Raw genomic sequence first — 17,128 nt, 5'->3', positions numbered from 1 at the left:
TTTGAAAATCTCCGTGAAACGAATGCTTTTGCCGCAAGGACAGCGACATCCGTTTACGCTTTGCAACCTATTTCAATCTATGTTGCTGTTCCTCGATCTCGTCTTCTTTGAAAGCAACGCCTTCCACCTTCACATTCACTTCTACAACGTTCAGGCCAGTCATATTCTCTACCGATTCACGTACATTCAATTGAAGTTGACGGCAAACCTCTTGAATAGGAATACCATAATGGACAATAATACGAAGATCAATAGCTGCTTCTAGCTGACCTACCTCTACCGAAACGCCCTTTTGTACGTTTTTTCCGCTTAAACGCTTGGCCAGACCTTCGGATATGCCACCAGACATTGCTGCTATACCTGGAGTCTCAAGCGCTGCTAGACCAGCTATCGTTGCTACTACATCATCTGAAATTCGGATAAGACCTGTTTGAAGTTCTTCGGTCATGTGACTCACTCCTCATTTTGCCATATATGTTTATTGTAATTGATGGAAAGCCTTGAAGCAAGAAGCTGTCATTGATTAGAATAATGAATACCTAAATAAATGGTTAAGTTTACACATCCATCGATTTCCTATATAGTATTAACAGGTTTTCAGCAAATTAAAAAGAGGTGAAATTATTGAACAACAAAATGTTTTTTACCGGCCTATTGGTTATGTTTGCGCTCAGCGCGATCGGACATTTTGCACATTGGGACATGACCGTACAATTTATTATTTCGGCAATCGCCATTATTTTTGTGGCGGGTTTTCTTGGGAAAGCGACAGAGAGTGTTGCTCATTATGCGGGTCAACGCTTAGGTGGATTCTTAAATGCGACCTTCGGCAACGCTGCTGAGCTTATTATTGCGATTTTCTTGATAAGAGCGCAGCAATACGAGATGGTTAAGGCCAGCTTAACAGGAGCTATTATAGGTAACCTGCTGCTCGTGCTTGGTCTTAGTATTTTGCTCGGGGGACTGAAATACAAGGAGCAGACCTTTAACGGCCGCTTGGCTACACACAATTCAACGCTGATGATCATGGCAGTCATTGGTCTTTTCGTACCTGCTGTATTCGTTGTTTCTCAAAACTTCACGTTTGAGAAAGATCAGTTTTTGAGTCTTGCGGTAGCCGGCATTCTGATTTTAGCATATATATTGTGGTTGATCTTCTCCATGATTACACACAAGGATATGCTTTCTGATGAAGTAATGAACGCCGATCATGGCGAAGAACCAGCTTGGTCCAAAAGGAATTCAGTCATATTCCTCTTTGTTGCCACAGTGATGGTTGCATTTGTCAGTGAATGGCTAGTCAATACGCTTGATACATTCAGTGCCAAATTTGGCTTGTCTGAATTGTTCATTGGGGCCTTCGTCATTGCAATCGTCGGGAATGCGGCTGAGCATAGCGCAGCTATTATGCTGGCAATGAAGAACAAGATCGGCGCAGCTGTCGAAATTGCTATCGGCAGCAGCCTACAAATCGCATTGTTTGTAGCTCCTGTTCTTATCATCATAAGCGCGTTTATGGGCAACACGATGGATATTGTATTTACTCCCATTGAATTAACAGCTATAGGTGTTTCCGTCTTTATTGCAAAATCAGTTTCACGTGACGGACGTACCAATTGGTATGAAGGCGTATTGCTGCTCATGGTATATATCATACTCGGCATCGCATTCTATCTGGTGTAGTTTTGGCATCAGTTCTAAAAAAACATGTTTTAGTATAAAAAAAGGAGTAGTCTCCAACTGGAGGCTACTCTTTTCTATCCAATGCTTCGTATAACAGAGCTAAATTCCGCTCTAAACTGCTCACAATCTCTTTGCCTGCCTGCTCAACAATTAATCCAGCACGAACGGCAAAGTCAACCTCCCGCGAAAAACCGTACATTTGCGTATCTAGTACTTCTTCGTACAGCGGACATTGACGAGTGGTCAAGTTTTCCATCTGAACTTCAATTAGCTTCTCTATTTTACTCGCATCTTCCTGAAGGAGACGAAGCGCTTTCTCATGCAATTGAACAGTTACTTCCAATGAAGACATCGTTTCCCCCCCTATGCGCGTATCCGCAGTCTTCTATAACCTTTATATTAGACGAAAAAGAGGGAATATACAAGGACAAAACAGAAAGAGCACTCCTTGCTTTCGCAAGGGGTGCTCTTTCTTAAAATCAATCACTACTAATCAGTAATAACAGTAACGTTAAGGTTATGCTTAGCAAATACATCAGCCATAGCTGTTTTTGCTTCTTCAGCGTCAGGACCGTGAACATGAAGCTCATATGCATGTCCGCCTATTAGAGTAGTGAATAGACCGAGAATACTTTTTACATCGATATATTTGCTCTCGGCTTGTAGTACGATAGATGAAGTGAATTGGCTAGCCGTTTGTGAAATTTCTACGATAGCTGCATTGTTAGACATGGGATATCCCTCCAGTTTTTTAATTGAAGCCTTGCTTGACATCATGATAACCTGAAATGTAACATCCAGCAAGAGGAAATATTAAAAACGCTTCTATTTCATTTACTTCAAGTTTTCGGAATTTAATGCTTCCAGCTCAGGAATAACAAATATTCCATCTTTTCGAATCAGGACATCATCAAAATAGATTTCTCCCCCGCCATATTCCGGACGTTGAATAAGTACTAAGTCCCAGTGAACGGAGGAACGATTTCCGTTATCTGTCTCTTCATATGCTTGACCAGGCGTAAAATGCAGGCTTCCGGCAATCTTCTCATCAAACAAAATATCGTTCATCGGATGTAAAATATGCGGATTAAATCCAATTGCAAATTCACCAATGTAACGTGATCCTTCATCCATATCCAATATTTCGTTAAGCTTTGCAGTGTCATTGCTTTCTGCTTTAACGATCTTGCCATTTTCAAACGTGAAGGATATATTTTGGAACGTTACTCCCGAATAAACGCTTGGCGCATTGTAGGTAATTGTTCCTTGTACGGAATCTCGCACTGGAGCTGAGAAAACTTCGCCATCAGGGATGTTGCGATGACCCGAGCATTTTTTCGCGCCTATTCCTTTTATTGAAAAGGCTAAATCGGTGCCCGGCGACACAATTCGAACGCGGTCCGTTCTGCTCATTAATGCTTGAAGCGGATCCATCGCTCTGTCCATTTTGGCATAATCTAAATTACATACATCGAAGTAGAAGTCCTCAAATGCCTCTGTGCTCATATTGGCAAGCTGCGCCATTGAAGCATTCGGATAACGCAGCACAACCCACTTTGTACGTTTAACACGCTGCTCCATATGTACAGGGTTTCTGTAAATCTGCTCGTACAATCGCATGTTTGCATCAGGCACGCCCGCAAGCTCATTCACGTTTTCGCCTGCCCGAACTCCAATGTAGCCCTGCATATTTTTCATACGCTCCAAATCAAGCGCTGACCACAGCTCTATTTGCTCCTTCGATGCGTTCTTGAGCAAGGCACGGAGTATTGTTCGGTCGCTTGTTTCTACGAATGGTCTTCCTCCACGCTTTGCTACCTCTTCAATTAAACATTTAACGAGCTCACGTTCAGAGCCAATCATATCAATTAATACATTTTCTCCAGGCTGAACGTCAATTGAGTATTGAACTAAATTTTTTGCTAACTTTTCTAATCTTGAATCGCGCATGAGTATTCCTCTCCTTCAACCCTCTTTGGCTTACCATTTAATCGTAACATGATCAAACTCTATTGAAAAGTATGGCTCAAAGAGCCATCGAAGGATTGAAAGCGGACTGTCGCATGCCTTGTCTCAGTTGCCAATTGATTGCCATGCTTATAATTAAAGGTCGTCTTCTCGTCCATTTTCAAAGGCAGCAGCCTATTTCTATCAATAACTAGTTCATAATTGGTAATTACTTGCATGGATGAGAGCATATCGTCTAGCTGCTTCCGAGAACGAGTTAGCTCTCGCTCCCACTCTTCCTTGTATTTCCCTTCCTTCGCGGGTTTGTTTAACGCCAATTGATCGACCTGCTGAACGAGCAGCTGCTCCCATCTGCTTTTAGAGACAGATTCATCCTCAGTGATTAGTAAAGTCACCGTTTCCTTATTAGCTGACTCGCTTGCGATGACCACCTTTTTATTCGCGCGGTTCAAGGCTTCTAACACCTGCACTGGATTCCAATGCAGCGGATCCTGACTATCTGTCTGGACAGTTAGCTGCTTATGGTCTACAACCTTGCCCTCAAAAGTTTTTGGCTTCAGCTCCGTGCCTCCAGCGGCTTTGATGCTTAGAGACCCCGTAAACTCATATTGATCCATTGCTGCCAATCCTGAATAGGCTAGTGATAACCACTTCTCCGGCGTTCTGTGATCAGCCATATAGCCGCAGCTGGATAGCAGAATCAAAAAAATAATCATCACACTAAATTTCAATCTTGCTCGTCTACGATTCACAATCATTCCTCCTGTACCTTCGGCTTCTTTTGTCTATCGTCCCCTTTCATACCCGTTCTTTATTCCAATATGTTCGCAAAAAGAAAAGGACATCACAGTAGATGTCCTTTCGTTACGCTAGGTTATGCGAATAATATCGTTCATTTAATCTTTACCTACTAGATGTCCTTTCGTTACGCTAGGTTATGCGAATAATATCGTTCATTTAATCTTTACCTACAAATATGCAATTTCTTCCGTTGTTTTTCGCTTCATAAAGCGCCATGTCTGCGCGATAAAATAGCGATTCAACGCTAATCCTCTCATCCTCGAATGTCCATTCCGATACACCGCATGAGACGGTCACAACGGGATCCGTTTCCTTCTCGACTTCCATTCTAATCCGTTCCGCGATACGGTAGGCTTGTTCCATTCGAATACCTGGCAAATAAACCGCCAGCTCTTCGCCGCCCCAACGTGCAGCAATGTCGCCAGACCTGATTGTTGCTCGAATAATTTGACTGACCTGTATCAAAATTCGATCTCCAACCTGATGGCCAAATGAATCGTTCACTCGTTTAAAGTAATCAATATCAACAAGTATGAGTGAACCAAATGGGTCTTTGCGTTGACGATCATGAATTTGTTCATTCAAATAATGACGAGCATGCAGTCCTGTAAGGTTATCGGTTATTACCATCCTTCTAACTTCAGCATGCAGAGAGGCGTTCGTAACCGCTAGCCCAATATGTGTGCTCATAACCTGCAAGAGCTTGTAATTATCATAAGAAAAGTAATTAGCCGTTTTGTGCGTCACGAGGATGACACCAACAGCCTCTTCACTGACTATGATTGGTGCCGCTATTAATGACCTTGAGCCTGTATTATCCATTAGCTTTGATGTTACGACTCGCGCATTCCAATAGTCCGATATAATTAAAGGCTCCTTCGTTCGGTAAACCATACCGCAAAAGCCGTACTCTGCTGTAAATTCCTCACTCATTATTGATGGCAAATTGCTGGACATGACTACAAACTGATTTGTGTCCTTATTCAACTGCAATACGCAACAATAATCAGCATCAAATATGGTCAAAAACTCGCTAGTTGCAAATTGAAATATTTCTTTCAGTTTCAGTGACTGATTTAATCGTTTTGTAAGCTCATTAATTAATCGAAGCTCATTAATAAGTAAATTCGATTGCTCGTATAGCTTGGCGTTTTCGAAAGCAGACCCCGCAGTGTCTGCTAACAGCAGAAAAACGGGTAAATTCGCTTCATCCCAGTTATCAGAATCTATTGACATGCAAAGCACTCCGTATGCAGCCTGCTTGCCCGTCATCGGCACAGCTAGGCGAATGGTACCATCACGCGCTTTCTCTGAAGCCGTCTTCCCGTTCAAGAACGCTCTTGCTACAAGATCATTCTCTGCGTTTTTGAACACAAGCGGCTTCACGCGAGGATCTCCATTCAAATGATCCTGCGACAAGTACAGATGTACTTCCGAGCTTGGATACAACTCCTCAAGACTGTGCAGCAATTCAGAGAGCAATGAAGCAACGTCGTTTTGATCGAAAAGACGTTTAGCCGCATGAAATAATGCTTCTCTCCTTGCAGCTTCCTTCTCTGTGCGTTGTTCTTGAATCAACAGATCCTTCACAAACAACTGTTCAAAGCTTCGATAGAAAAAACTGCGATAATGATATGCGTATATTTGCAGCTGTTCTATAGAATGTTCAGACCGTGCGTCTGTTATATAAACAAGAACGCAAAATACTGCCTGATCCTTCCGCCTTTGTATAGGGACAGCCGACGTAGTTACACCATTATAATCATAAGAGATGGCAAAATTATTGATCAGAACCGACGGAACTACTTCATGAAAAATAGCCTCCCGCTCATGGCGCTGTACATTCGCTTTCTGGCCTGCAGACGCTATTTCACTTCCATCTTTGTTTATTAAAATAAACTCTCCTATTTCAAACGATGCTAGCCCAGCAGCCTCAATTGCCCAAAGATCAAAACTTTCCAACATGAGAGACGGCAGCAATGGCTCGTCCGCATCACGAATATCTTCATTAGCAAACCAAACCGATTGTATTTCTGCCGATGCTTTCACGTCTGTTGATGATTTACGACGCGTAACATCGCTATTCATTCGATCAACCATGCAGCTCCCAACCCTTCCATCTATAAATCAAGGAGATGAGCCTATAATTTTCAAATAATGTTACAAACATCATACTTCATATTTGAGAACTTTGCACTAGTTAATCCACATAATGCAGGACTTTAGACTCCTCTTCTCATTGCTTATTATTCTCTTATATTACTTGACAAGTTAGGTGCTTTTCATATAATATTTATTGTTGAATAGATGGGCGTACGGTTTTGTGTCACCCTCAGGAAATACGTTCACTGGAGGCCAGCGGCTGACTAGCTTCTCAGGGACGAGCATGCTCGGACATTGAACGTATTCGGCGAAACACAACCCCATTCACAAATTTATTTGATGAAGGAGTTAACAATACTCATGTCACGTTATACAGGCCCTAAATTTAAATTAAGCCGCCGCCTTGGAATTTCCCTAAGCGGAACAGGTAAAGAACTTGCAAAACGCCCATTCCCACCAGGTCAGCACGGAAATAACCAACGCAGAAAGATCAGTGGTTATGGTCTTCAATTGCAAGAGAAGCAAAAGCTTCGTCACATGTACGGTTTGAACGAAAAACAATTCCGCAACTTGTTTGACAAAGCGGCAAAAATGAAAGGTATCGCCGGTGAAAACTTCATGGGTCTCCTTGAAAGCCGTCTTGACAACCTTGTTTACCGTCTTGGCCTTTCCAACTCACGTGCAGGCGCGCGTCAGTTAGTATCTCATGGTCACGTACTTGTAAACGGCAAGAAAGTGGATATCGCTTCTTTCAGCGTTTCTATTGGCGATGTAATTGGCTTGCGTGAGCGCAGCCGCAGCCTTAAAACAATTAAAGAAGCTATGGAAGGCCGTCATCACCTTCCAAACTACTTGGAATTTGATGCGAATGCAATGGAAGGTAAATTCGTTCGTATGCCAGATCGCGGCGAGCTTTCCCAAGAAATCGACGAGAAACAAATCGTCGAATTTTACAGCCGTTAATAATCAGAAAACCCTTGAACCTATCGGTTCAAGGGTTTTTTATTAGAAAAACAATAATAAACTATATTATGTCCGGGAGCTTAGGGGACACCGTCATTGCTTCAGGAGCTTTACTTGCAGCCACAGGGGCTGGAATCGCTCTGGAGGTCAAGCCTTTTATTAATGCATTCACATCGAGACCGGATACACTCTTGAGCATCTCTGGCGCAGTAGACATAAGTGAAGTGACGTAATTGCTTAGACGAGCCGCTCCCTCGCCATTACCTGTATCAACAACGGTAAGCTTGTCAATGTTACCGATCGGTGCTGCTACCTGAGCAGCAAGTTCAGGCAACATTTTAACGATAATATCAAGTATAGCAGCCTCACCGAATTTCTCGAACGCTTCCGCTAGCTTCTCCTTCGCTTCTGCTTCCGCTAAACCGCGTAACCGAATAACATCCGCATCGGCGGTACCTTTCGCTCTCTCAGCTTCTGCAACAGCCAAACCGTCCAGTCGCTTCTGAGTCGCGTGCGCCTTCGCTTCCGCTTCGATCTTGTACTGCAAGGCATCCGCTTCACGAAGCATCTTCGCTTTATTAGCCTCTGCCGCCTGCTCAACAGCATAACGATCCGCGTCAGCTTTCTTCTTCACTTCCGAATCATATTGCTTCTCACGACGCAAAATCTCTTTCGCCTCGAGATCAATTTCACGATCCTTGCGAACGATCTCAACCTTCATTTGTTCCTCGACTACATTTTGCTTAGCGCGAGCCTCATGGATGGAATAAGCCTGATCCGCCTCTGCTCTAGCTGTATCCTGGTCACGCTTAAACGATGCGACCTTCATTTCTTTGTCCTTCTCCGCTTCTGCAATGTTCGTGTCACGAAGAAGCTCTGCTTTCTGTCCTGCCTCTGCCGCAAGTGCCTTCTGAATTCTAGCATCTCTAATCGCTTCAGCCTCGGCAATATCCGCATCACGCTTGACAGCAGCAATACGTGGCTTACCTAGCGCATCTAAGTAACCATGCTTATCACGCAAATCCTTTATCGTGAAAGAAACAATTGAAAGTCCCATCTTCTTCAAATCCTTAGCCGCAACTCCCTGCACCTCTTGAGCAAATTTATCACGATTGCGGTAAACCTCCTCGACAGTCATTGAGCCGAGTATTGCCCGCAAATGCCCTTCGAGAACCTCCTGCGCTTCACTTTTCAAAGCTTCTGTCGGTTTGCCAAGAAACTGTTCTGCTGCTGTTGCTACATCTTCTATAGCGCCGCCAATCTTAATAATCGCGACACCATCCGCCATTACGGGCACACCTTGTTCCGTATAAACCTCAGGAGTAGAAACATCGAGCTTATGAGACAGTAAAGACAAATACTCCGCTTTCTGGAATATAGGAAGGATAAATGCGCCCCCGCCTCGAATAATTTTCACTTTCCGTCCCGAGTCATCCGTTTGCGCGTTCCGGGTTCCAAGGAATGAACCAGTTACAAGCATCGCTTCATCTGGACTCACCGTTTTGAAGCGTGCCCAAAACGCAAGGCCCAACACAACAATTACTCCGACAACAATAGAAGGTATAACAAGAAAAGCTGGCATAAATATTTTTCCTCCCGTCTGATTGAGTTAATTAAAGCTTACCTCGGATACATAAAGCGTGCTGTCCTTCACTTCTACAACTACTACCTTTGTACCACCGGCTATCGCTACTCCATCGAAACTCGCAGCGATCTGATTCGTAATCCCTGCCCCAACTTTCACCATCACCTCACCGTAGCCAGAGGCTGGTATAGGTACGAGAACCTCAGCAAGCATACCGGATAGACTCTGCATCGAAAATGCAATTGAATTCTCACTTTCCTCCATCGGCTTGACGTACAGAAAAAAAATAGCAGCGGCTAAAATGATAGCTATTAGCAGCGCGATAACGATAATACCTATCGCGCCAAACGCAGTGTAACGAAGAAGTAGAAGTCCTGCTCCTCCGAACACAGTAACACCGCCTACTATTGTAGTAGGCTGAAACCAGGAGTGACCCTCCAGCGATAAAAAATCGAGAGCTCCGTCCAATGCGACACTAAGCCAATCTCCAAATAATACGCTGACGAGAGCATACAATATACCACCGATGAGACAGGCTAAAAAAAGTGTCTCCAACTTCCTCCTCCTTTCTTTTTATCCAGAACTTTCTTACGCTTCCGATATTTATTACGTTTGTAAATGATTAATGTTTCTAAATAAAAGTCCGCATGCTGAAATATTTTGTTTTTCAGCAGAAGCCGAGGTATGTATGAAACGCATTTTTTTATTCTCCAGCCCCTTTTGGAAGATCAAATTTCGCTAATTTCCTACTTCCTTTGGTGTTTTATGTTATAATAGATCTGCTATTTGGAGGAGGAATCATAAGGATGCAAGAAGATAGTCAACCATCAAAGGCCAAACGGAGCAAATGGCGAACATTCGGAATTGTAACTTTTATAACAGTAAAATGGATGGTTTATTTCGGCATTTTCATTGGATTGCTAGCCGGCGGTGCAGTAACAGGCTACGTTGCCTCGCTCGTGAAAAATGAAGAAGTTAGACCGCGCACAATTATTGAAGAAAAGGTTAGTGAAAATGCAATAACAGGATATGTCTATTTTAATAATGAATCGCTAATCGGCCAGCTTCGTACATCCGAGGACCGTATGATTATTACATACGACGAATTGCCGCCCCAAGTAATCAATGCTGTTCTTGGTATCGAGGACAATAATTTTTTCGAGCATAAGGGTGTTGACATTAACGGTCTGGGACGCGCAGTAAAGCAAAAGTTATTAAATGAAGAAACGCAAACAGGCGGCAGCACACTAACCCAGCAGCTCGCTCGTCGCGTATTTCTAAGTCTAGACAAGACAGATAGCCGTAAAATAAAAGAAATCTTTTTATCTCTTCGTATGGAACGGTATTTAACGAAGGAAGAAATATTAGCAGCCTATCTGAACAAGGTTCCTTTCGGAAACGGTTCAAGCGGGTATAATCTATTTGGCATCAAGGCAGCTTCCAAAGGACTATTCAATATTACTGATTTGAATAAGCTTAACATTGCCCAATCAGCCTACTTAGCAGGCTTGCCGCAGCGCCCTTCCGCCTATACTGCTTTTACAGGCAAGGGTCAATTCAATCAAGAGGGCTTCGATCTAGCGATGCAGCGTCAACAAACAGTATTAAAACGGATGTTTGAGACGGGCCGCATAACAAAGCAGGAGTATGATGAGGCTCTTAGCTTCGATATTCGAGCTACTCTCGCAGCGCCAAGCGAGAAAGCCTATACGACCTATCCATATTTGATGCTGGAGGCAGAACGTCAGGCTGCCGAAATTTTACTGATGCAGCAAGATCCTACCTTGAAGAAAGAAGATTTGCGCAAGAAAGAAAATGCCGCGCTAATCGAGGATGCTCGCGAACAATTGCTGCGAGGCGGTTATAAGGTTTACACGACGATTGATAAAGAGGTTTATCAATTGATGAGGGAAGTCGGCACTAATGATGATAACTTTAGCCCCTATAGTGAAACAAAAGGGCTAGAGCAAATAGCCGCGATTATGCTTGATCATAAAACCGGCGCTATTGTAGGTATGCTGGAAGGCCGTGACTTCTATGAAGAGCAGCTTAACTATGCCACCCAAATGACTAGGCAGCCTGGTTCGACAATGAAAACCATCGCAGCTTATTTACCGGCAATCGAGCAAGGACTCATTCAACCTGCCAGCATTATCGATGATTCACCAATCGTTATGAAGGACGGTCAAAAAGGGTTCCATATCCCAATGAACGTGACCAAAAAGTTTCTTGGTCTCGTTACAGCTCGCGAAGCATTAAATCGCTCATTAAATTTGCCTGCATTGAAAATTTTCAATGAGCAACTCAAAATCGAAAACGCATGGGATTTCGTGAAAAAGCTCGGTATTACGACGCTACAACCTGAAGATTCCTATGCGCAAACAGGTGTAATTGGTGGACTTAGCATCGGCGTATCCGTTGAGGAGCTGACTAATGCATATGGCTCCATTCCAAACAAAGGTGTATTCAATGATGCTTATATGATTGAACGCATTACTGATACAAATGGAAAAATCGTCTATGAACACAAAGCAGAACCAAAACGCGTATTTTCGGAACAAAGCGCATTTCTGATGACAGATATGCTTCAATCGGTTATTTCCAGCAGAAGCGGTTCCGGTCATTCCATTACTTCGGAATTCAATCAGTATGGTAAAATTCCCGTCGCTGGTAAAACTGGATCTACGCAAAGCTACGGAGATGTATGGTTTATGGGCTTCTCTCCAGACGTTACTCTCGGCGTGTGGGCCGGATATGAGGAGCAAGTAAACTCCTTGTCCAATAAAGGAAAAACTAGAGCTCGCTCGATTTGGGCTCTCATTATGAATGAATTAGCAGAGAAAAAACCAGAGCTGTTTGTTACTAATTCTTTCGAACGACCTGATGGTATCGTTAAGGCAACCGTTTCAAGCGCAAGCGGTATGCTGCCAAGCCAATTAACGAAGGAAGCAGGCATGCTTGTAACCGATTGGTTTAACAAAAAATATTTACCGAAAACTACAGACGATACGTTAGTAAAGATGGCTTATGTCACGTATAATGGCGTCAACTATGTACCAAATCAGGCAACTCCTTCCGATATGGTCAAGGAACAAATCGTAATCAAACGGAAAAAGCCGCTCGACGCCCTGATGGATGAAATAAAAGAGGCACAAGCAAAATTGCCAGCCAAAAGTCGGCGTCCAATGGCAGTATACTTACCTGCCGACGCGTCAAAGGATGCACCGTCGAAAACTGATCCGCGTGTTGACGATGGCGCTGCGCCTCCACCACCAACGGGCTTGAAGCTTCAAGCAGCAAATGACGGTAATCTCACATTGACATTCAACCCTAAAGCTGCTGCTGCTGCTGATATTGTAGGGTATCGTATTTACAGATCAGAAAACCAAGCCGCTTTCCAGAAATTCGGTTCTTCGATACTGGTAGGTGAAGAAACTAAAGCTAGTTTTAAATCCTCCAATACGCAAAGCTACACCGTTTACGTTACGGCTGTAGACGTCGCAGGTAAAGAATCGGCTCCAAGCGAGCTCGTACAATACGGTAAGGCTCCGATCATTCCAGAATCGCCTACTGAAGGCGGCAATGAGAATGGCAATGAAAATGGCCTGTCCGTGCCATCGGCTCCCACTGGATTACAGGCTGAGAGTTCCACAGTTAGCATTAAGCTTAGCTGGGCGTCAAATACTGTTTCTGAACAAGTAACACAATATCATCTATATTTCAGCCCTAACAGTGACGGACAATACTCAAGAATTGCTTCGACCTCTGAAACGAGCTTTGAATATGTCGCGCCTCTTGTATCCGGAATGTTTTATGTTACTTCCGAGAACAGGCAAGGTGAGTCTGGCGCTTCAGAGCGTATAACAGTAAATAATAATTAACTGCTGCACGATGGCAGCTTAAGCCAAAAGAAAAGAGGATGCTCTCCTAAATGGGAAGCATCCTCTTTGTTTTATAACTATGATTAGAACATATTTTATTTCATTTAATCTTCAATAGTAGACAAATCTCCAGTAGGCAAGTTTAGCTCCCATGCTTTAAGTACTCTGCGCATAATTTTGCCGCTGCGAGTTTTTGGAAGCTTATCCTTGAATTCAATTTCTCTTGGTGCAGCATGTGCGGATAAGCCTACCTTTACAAACTGTGAAATTTCCTGCTTAAGCTCATCGGAAGGTGTAAAGCCTTCTCTCAAAGCAATAAAAGCTTTTATAATTTCACCGCGCATCGGATCAGGCTTACCTATTACGCCCGCTTCTGCTACTGCAGGATGTTCAACGAGCTTACTTTCAACCTCGAAAGGCCCTACTCGCTCACCGGCAGTATTGATTACGTCATCTATACGGCCTTGGAACCAGAAGTAGCCATCCTCATCCATATAAGCAGAATCACCAGATACATACCATCCATTAAGATAAAAATATTCAGCATATTTCGAAGGGTTGTTCCAAACCTTCCGCATCATTGATGGCCAAGGAGTACGAACTGCTAAATTACCCATACGATACGGAGGCACCTCGTTACCGCTATCATCAATGATTGCAGCCGTTACGCCTGGCAACGGTTTCCCCATCGACCCTGGCTTTATATCCATGCTCGGATAGTTGCATATGAGCTGAGCTCCCGTTTCCGTCATCCACCATGTATCATGTATGCGTTGACCATATACTTTAAGACCCCATCTTACAACCTCTGGATTTAACGGCTCTCCTACGCTAAGCACATGACGCAGGCTTGATAGATCAAATTGCTGAGTTACATCATCTCCTGCTCCCATAAGCATACGGAACGCTGTAGGAGCGCTATACCATACCGTTACGCCATACTTTTGAATAACACCATACCAATCACTAGGACTGAATCGTCCACCGCGTATGACGCTTGTAGCCCCGTTTAACCAAGGTGCGAAAATACCATACGAGGTTCCTGTAACCCAACCTGGGTCAGCTGTACACCAATAAATATCATCCTCTTTCAAATCGAGAACGATTTGGCCCGTATACAAATGCTGTACCATCGCATTTTGAACATGGAACACGCCCTTAGGTTTACCAGTAGAACCAGATGTATAGTGCAAGATAAGCCCATCTTCACGATCCAGCCACTCGATTTCCGCTTCTTCTGAAGCAAGCTTCATCTCTTCAGCAAAATCAAGAATGCCTTCTTCCTTCACGATATCTTTGCCAACTACAATGATGTGTTTAAGTAGTGGAAGCTCATCGCGCTTAATTCGGTGAAACAAAGCAGGAGTCGTTATAATCGCAGTTGCTTCACTGTCCTGCAATCTATCCTTTACTGCTGTTTCCATAAATGCTTCAAATAAAGGACCTACAACAGCACCGATCTTCCAAGCGCCGAGTGCGCTGATATAAAGTTCTGGAGTACGTGGCATAAATATAAATATGCGCTCGCCCTTTGAAATGCCTAGCTTGCGTAAGACGTTTGCAAATCGATTGGATTGCTTGCTTAGCTGTTCGAATGTATAGGTTTCATCCCGTTCATTGTCACTGTAAAGAAGCGCAGCTTTGTCGCCTTTGCCGTTCTCGACATGACGATCGATTGCCTCGTAAGCCATATTTACTTTTCCAGTTGTGTACCAGCTGAACTGGCTCTCAATTTGTTGCCAGTCAAAACTTGCTCTTGATTCCTCATAGTTAGTTAAATTCGGGTGCGTCGCTGATGCTGGAATACGTTCTTGATGCAAGTTGATCATTCTATCACTCTCCCATCAAATCTGTCTGTCATTTTTTTACTAGAATACGCTTACAATAAGATTATAAAATTAGTACAAACAAGCTGAGCAATGAATAGCGCTTCCACTTGATTTCAACCGCCACAATTATTATAGCACAACCAAATTTCTTCGACTACGATTTTCCTATTATTCGATCCTATTATAATGCTTGCTTTATACATGATGAATAATTATGTGTAACTTGCGGAGAATAAACTGGTATCCAAAAAATAGGAGGTCAAAATGAAACAACTTGTACTTACAGCAGCGCTGCTGCTCTTCTCACTAGCCGCTAGCACACAAGTAACAAACGCAAAATCCAGCGAGCCGACAGTTACTATCAATGTAATAAACAGCAATGGAATAAAAATTGGAAAGGCGACACTAAGCCAGCAGGCAGATATTGTGAAACTGAGAATCGAAGCGCAAATGCTGCCTCCGGGAACGCATGGCATTCATTTTCATGAAGCCGGCCGCTGTGATGCTCCGGATTTTACAACCTCTGGCGCGCATTTCAACCCTACGAGCAAGGAGCATGGCTTTCATAATCCGAAAGGCTTTCACTCAGGGGATTTGCTAAATATCGAAGTAGGTAGTGATGGTAAGGTTATAACGGAGCTTGAGAGCAAGACAGTAACGTTGAGAAAAGGACAACCTAACTCCTTGCTGCAAAAAAGCGGAACTTCACTCATTATTCATGAGAAGGCCGATGATTACATAACTGACCCTGCTGGCAATTCAGGAAAGCGGATTGCTTGTGGTGTGATTAAATAACGAGGTTGCTGGAAATTCAAGAAGATGATCAGCAAGATACAGCTACGTTTTTCCCAGTCTGCTGATAAACTGTGAACACGAAAAGTGCATTACAGTATCGAATTCCCCCAATAGGAAGCTGTACACGCCTAAACTGCGCCTACAGCTTCCTTTTTTGTAACCACATTACTTACTGTGCTTACTTAGCTACTGGCTCGTTTTAAGCATGAGTATCCTGCTTGCAGCCCAAAAAACTAACGAAGTAAAAGCTATAAGCGTACCGAATCTTTTACAGCTTTTTCTGATAGATAACCAGAACAACGTAAACTTCATTTGTCGTATTTGACTGTATTCCATACAATCAAATACGACATTATAACGTGGTGTTTGTCCTCAGACTGTATTTCATCCAACCAAATCGACCTATCCGCTCATAAAGAGTTTCTATCTTCCTATTTGATTGTATCTTTTCCATTCAAATACAAAAAAATGAATTTTATCAGGTTTTTGAATGTACAATATCCACTCTCCTCGCCCGCACCATTACTCGTAATGCAACATGGTATCTGCATGCAATGCTTTACCGGCCTCTCCCTACATCGTTCGTATTGGTGTTCATGTACTTCATATACTGAATTTTTTGGGGAGTGCTCCCCCTTTTATTCGAATCCAACTCCTCCAAACATATTTTCATAATTTGCTCCAAGGAAAACAGACTTTCTTGTCGAATAAGATACAACGAGTATTTATCTTTACAACCAATCGTACAGTCATATCATCAATGTAAGATGAGTTTACGATAGGAAGATGTATTTCATTTGAAGCATATACCATCTTACTTTAGAGATAAGCAGGTAACACCTAACATCAAAGGGGGGTTTGCCTTGGAACATCGAAAACGGTTACAGCGAGAGCGTATCGAACTGGAAGGCAACCGTGAGCTCGTTATGGAAGGACCTGTCCCTCCTGCTCAGCTGTCTCAGCTAACGATGCACAAAGCACTGGATGCATTTCGAAGGCCCAACGATCAGCATGAAGCGATAGTAGAAATAGCAGGCTTAGACGAAGGTCGAATTATTATTGTACGCGAAGCGGACGTTATTGTCGGCTACGTCACCTTTCATTACGCTGACGAGCTTGAACGTTGGTCAGAGGGCGGAATGGTTGACTTAATTGAACTTGGAGCTATTGAGGTCGCTAATGAATATCGATCATACGGATTAGGAAAAAAGATGATACAGCTCGCTTTTGCGGAGGATCAGCTTGAAAATATGATCGTTTTTACGACGGAATATTATTGGCATTGGGATTTGGAAGGAACAAAGCTTACTGTGTGGGATTATCGTAAAATGATGGAAAATCTCATGAAGTCGGTAGGTATGGTATGGTTTGCTACCGATGACCCCGAAATATGCTCCCACCCTGCCAATTGTTTAATGGTTAAAATCGGTAAAGAGGTCCCGCTCAGCTCTGTCGAGCATTTCGATCGAGTTCGGTTCCGACAACGATTTATGTATTAGGACTGGAGGATATGAAGCGGA

14 protein-coding genes are annotated in these 17,128 nt (G+C 43.3%); 5 read left to right on the top strand and 9 right to left on the bottom strand.

Going from position 1 to position 17,128, the window contains the following annotated elements; all coding sequences use genetic code 11:
* Window positions 1-67: 67 nt before the first annotated feature.
* Complete coding sequence (locus tag AC0YN7_RS24875; RefSeq protein WP_475812723.1) at window positions 68-448, bottom strand: Asp23/Gls24 family envelope stress response protein; 381 nt, start codon at window positions 446-448, stop codon at window positions 68-70.
* Window positions 449-624: 176 nt separating this feature from the next.
* Here AC0YN7_RS24875 and cax point away from each other — a divergent pair, with 176 nt between their 5' ends.
* Window positions 625-1,683, top strand: a complete 1,059-nt coding sequence (cax, locus tag AC0YN7_RS24870; RefSeq protein ID WP_475812722.1) for a calcium/proton exchanger — start codon at window positions 625-627, stop codon at window positions 1,681-1,683.
* A gap of 64 nt (window positions 1,684-1,747) precedes the next feature.
* Here the strand turns inward: cax and AC0YN7_RS24865 are convergent, their stop codons facing one another.
* The 5 genes from AC0YN7_RS24865 to AC0YN7_RS24845 form a co-directional block, all read right to left on the bottom strand.
* Window positions 1,748-2,035 carry an Fpa/YlaN family protein gene (locus tag AC0YN7_RS24865; RefSeq protein WP_475812721.1) on the bottom strand — a complete coding sequence of 96 codons (288 nt, stop codon included), beginning with the start codon at window positions 2,033-2,035 and terminating at the stop codon, window positions 1,748-1,750.
* Between the two features lie 137 nt (window positions 2,036-2,172).
* Window positions 2,173-2,415, bottom strand: a complete 243-nt coding sequence (locus AC0YN7_RS24860) for an HPr family phosphocarrier protein (protein WP_475812720.1) — start codon at window positions 2,413-2,415, stop codon at window positions 2,173-2,175.
* A 102-nt stretch (window positions 2,416-2,517) separates the two neighbouring features.
* On the bottom strand, window positions 2,518-3,633 hold the full coding sequence (locus tag AC0YN7_RS24855) for an aminopeptidase (RefSeq protein ID WP_475812719.1): 1,116 nt from the start codon (window positions 3,631-3,633) through the stop codon (window positions 2,518-2,520).
* A 59-nt stretch (window positions 3,634-3,692) separates the two neighbouring features.
* Window positions 3,693-4,403 (bottom strand): hypothetical protein, encoded by a 711-nt coding sequence (locus AC0YN7_RS24850; protein ID WP_475812718.1) that lies wholly within the window; start codon window positions 4,401-4,403, stop codon window positions 3,693-3,695.
* 205 nt (window positions 4,404-4,608) lie between these two features.
* A complete protein-coding gene (locus AC0YN7_RS24845; RefSeq protein ID WP_475812717.1) occupies window positions 4,609-6,552 on the bottom strand; it encodes a sensor domain-containing diguanylate cyclase in 1,944 nt (647 codons plus the stop codon).
* A 363-nt stretch (window positions 6,553-6,915) separates the two neighbouring features.
* Between AC0YN7_RS24845 and rpsD the strand changes: the two genes are divergently transcribed.
* Window positions 6,916-7,518, top strand: coding sequence for a 30S ribosomal protein S4 (gene rpsD / locus AC0YN7_RS24840; protein WP_475812716.1), 603 nt, complete (start codon window positions 6,916-6,918; stop codon window positions 7,516-7,518).
* A 61-nt stretch (window positions 7,519-7,579) separates the two neighbouring features.
* On the opposite strand, the gene AC0YN7_RS24835 is transcribed toward rpsD, so the two are convergent.
* The gene (locus AC0YN7_RS24835) at window positions 7,580-9,100 is read right to left on the bottom strand and encodes a flotillin family protein (RefSeq protein WP_475812715.1); all 1,521 of its coding nucleotides are present in this window, start codon (window positions 9,098-9,100) and stop codon (window positions 7,580-7,582) included.
* A 27-nt stretch (window positions 9,101-9,127) separates the two neighbouring features.
* Window positions 9,128-9,658 carry an NfeD family membrane protein gene (locus tag AC0YN7_RS24830; RefSeq protein ID WP_475812714.1) on the bottom strand — a complete coding sequence of 177 codons (531 nt, stop codon included), beginning with the start codon at window positions 9,656-9,658 and terminating at the stop codon, window positions 9,128-9,130.
* A gap of 251 nt (window positions 9,659-9,909) precedes the next feature.
* Here AC0YN7_RS24830 and AC0YN7_RS24825 point away from each other — a divergent pair, with 251 nt between their 5' ends.
* The gene (locus tag AC0YN7_RS24825) at window positions 9,910-12,984 is read left to right on the top strand and encodes a transglycosylase domain-containing protein (protein ID WP_475812713.1); all 3,075 of its coding nucleotides are present in this window, start codon (window positions 9,910-9,912) and stop codon (window positions 12,982-12,984) included.
* A gap of 104 nt (window positions 12,985-13,088) precedes the next feature.
* Here the strand turns inward: AC0YN7_RS24825 and acsA are convergent, their stop codons facing one another.
* Window positions 13,089-14,813: an acetate--CoA ligase gene (gene acsA, locus AC0YN7_RS24820; protein ID WP_475812712.1), complete on the bottom strand. Its 1,725-nt coding sequence runs from the start codon at window positions 14,811-14,813 to the stop codon at window positions 13,089-13,091.
* 264 nt (window positions 14,814-15,077) lie between these two features.
* Between acsA and AC0YN7_RS24815 the strand changes: the two genes are divergently transcribed.
* A complete protein-coding gene (locus AC0YN7_RS24815) occupies window positions 15,078-15,608 on the top strand; it encodes a superoxide dismutase family protein (protein ID WP_475812711.1) in 531 nt (176 codons plus the stop codon).
* A gap of 863 nt (window positions 15,609-16,471) precedes the next feature.
* Entirely contained in the window at window positions 16,472-17,107 is a 636-nt protein-coding gene (locus AC0YN7_RS24810) for a GNAT family N-acetyltransferase (protein WP_475812710.1), read from the top strand.
* The last annotated feature ends 21 nt before the right edge of the window (window positions 17,108-17,128 follow it).

This window comes from Paenibacillus sp. J31R122 (assembly GCF_056269185.1).
This window is presented reverse-complemented; position numbering and strand designations above follow the sequence as displayed.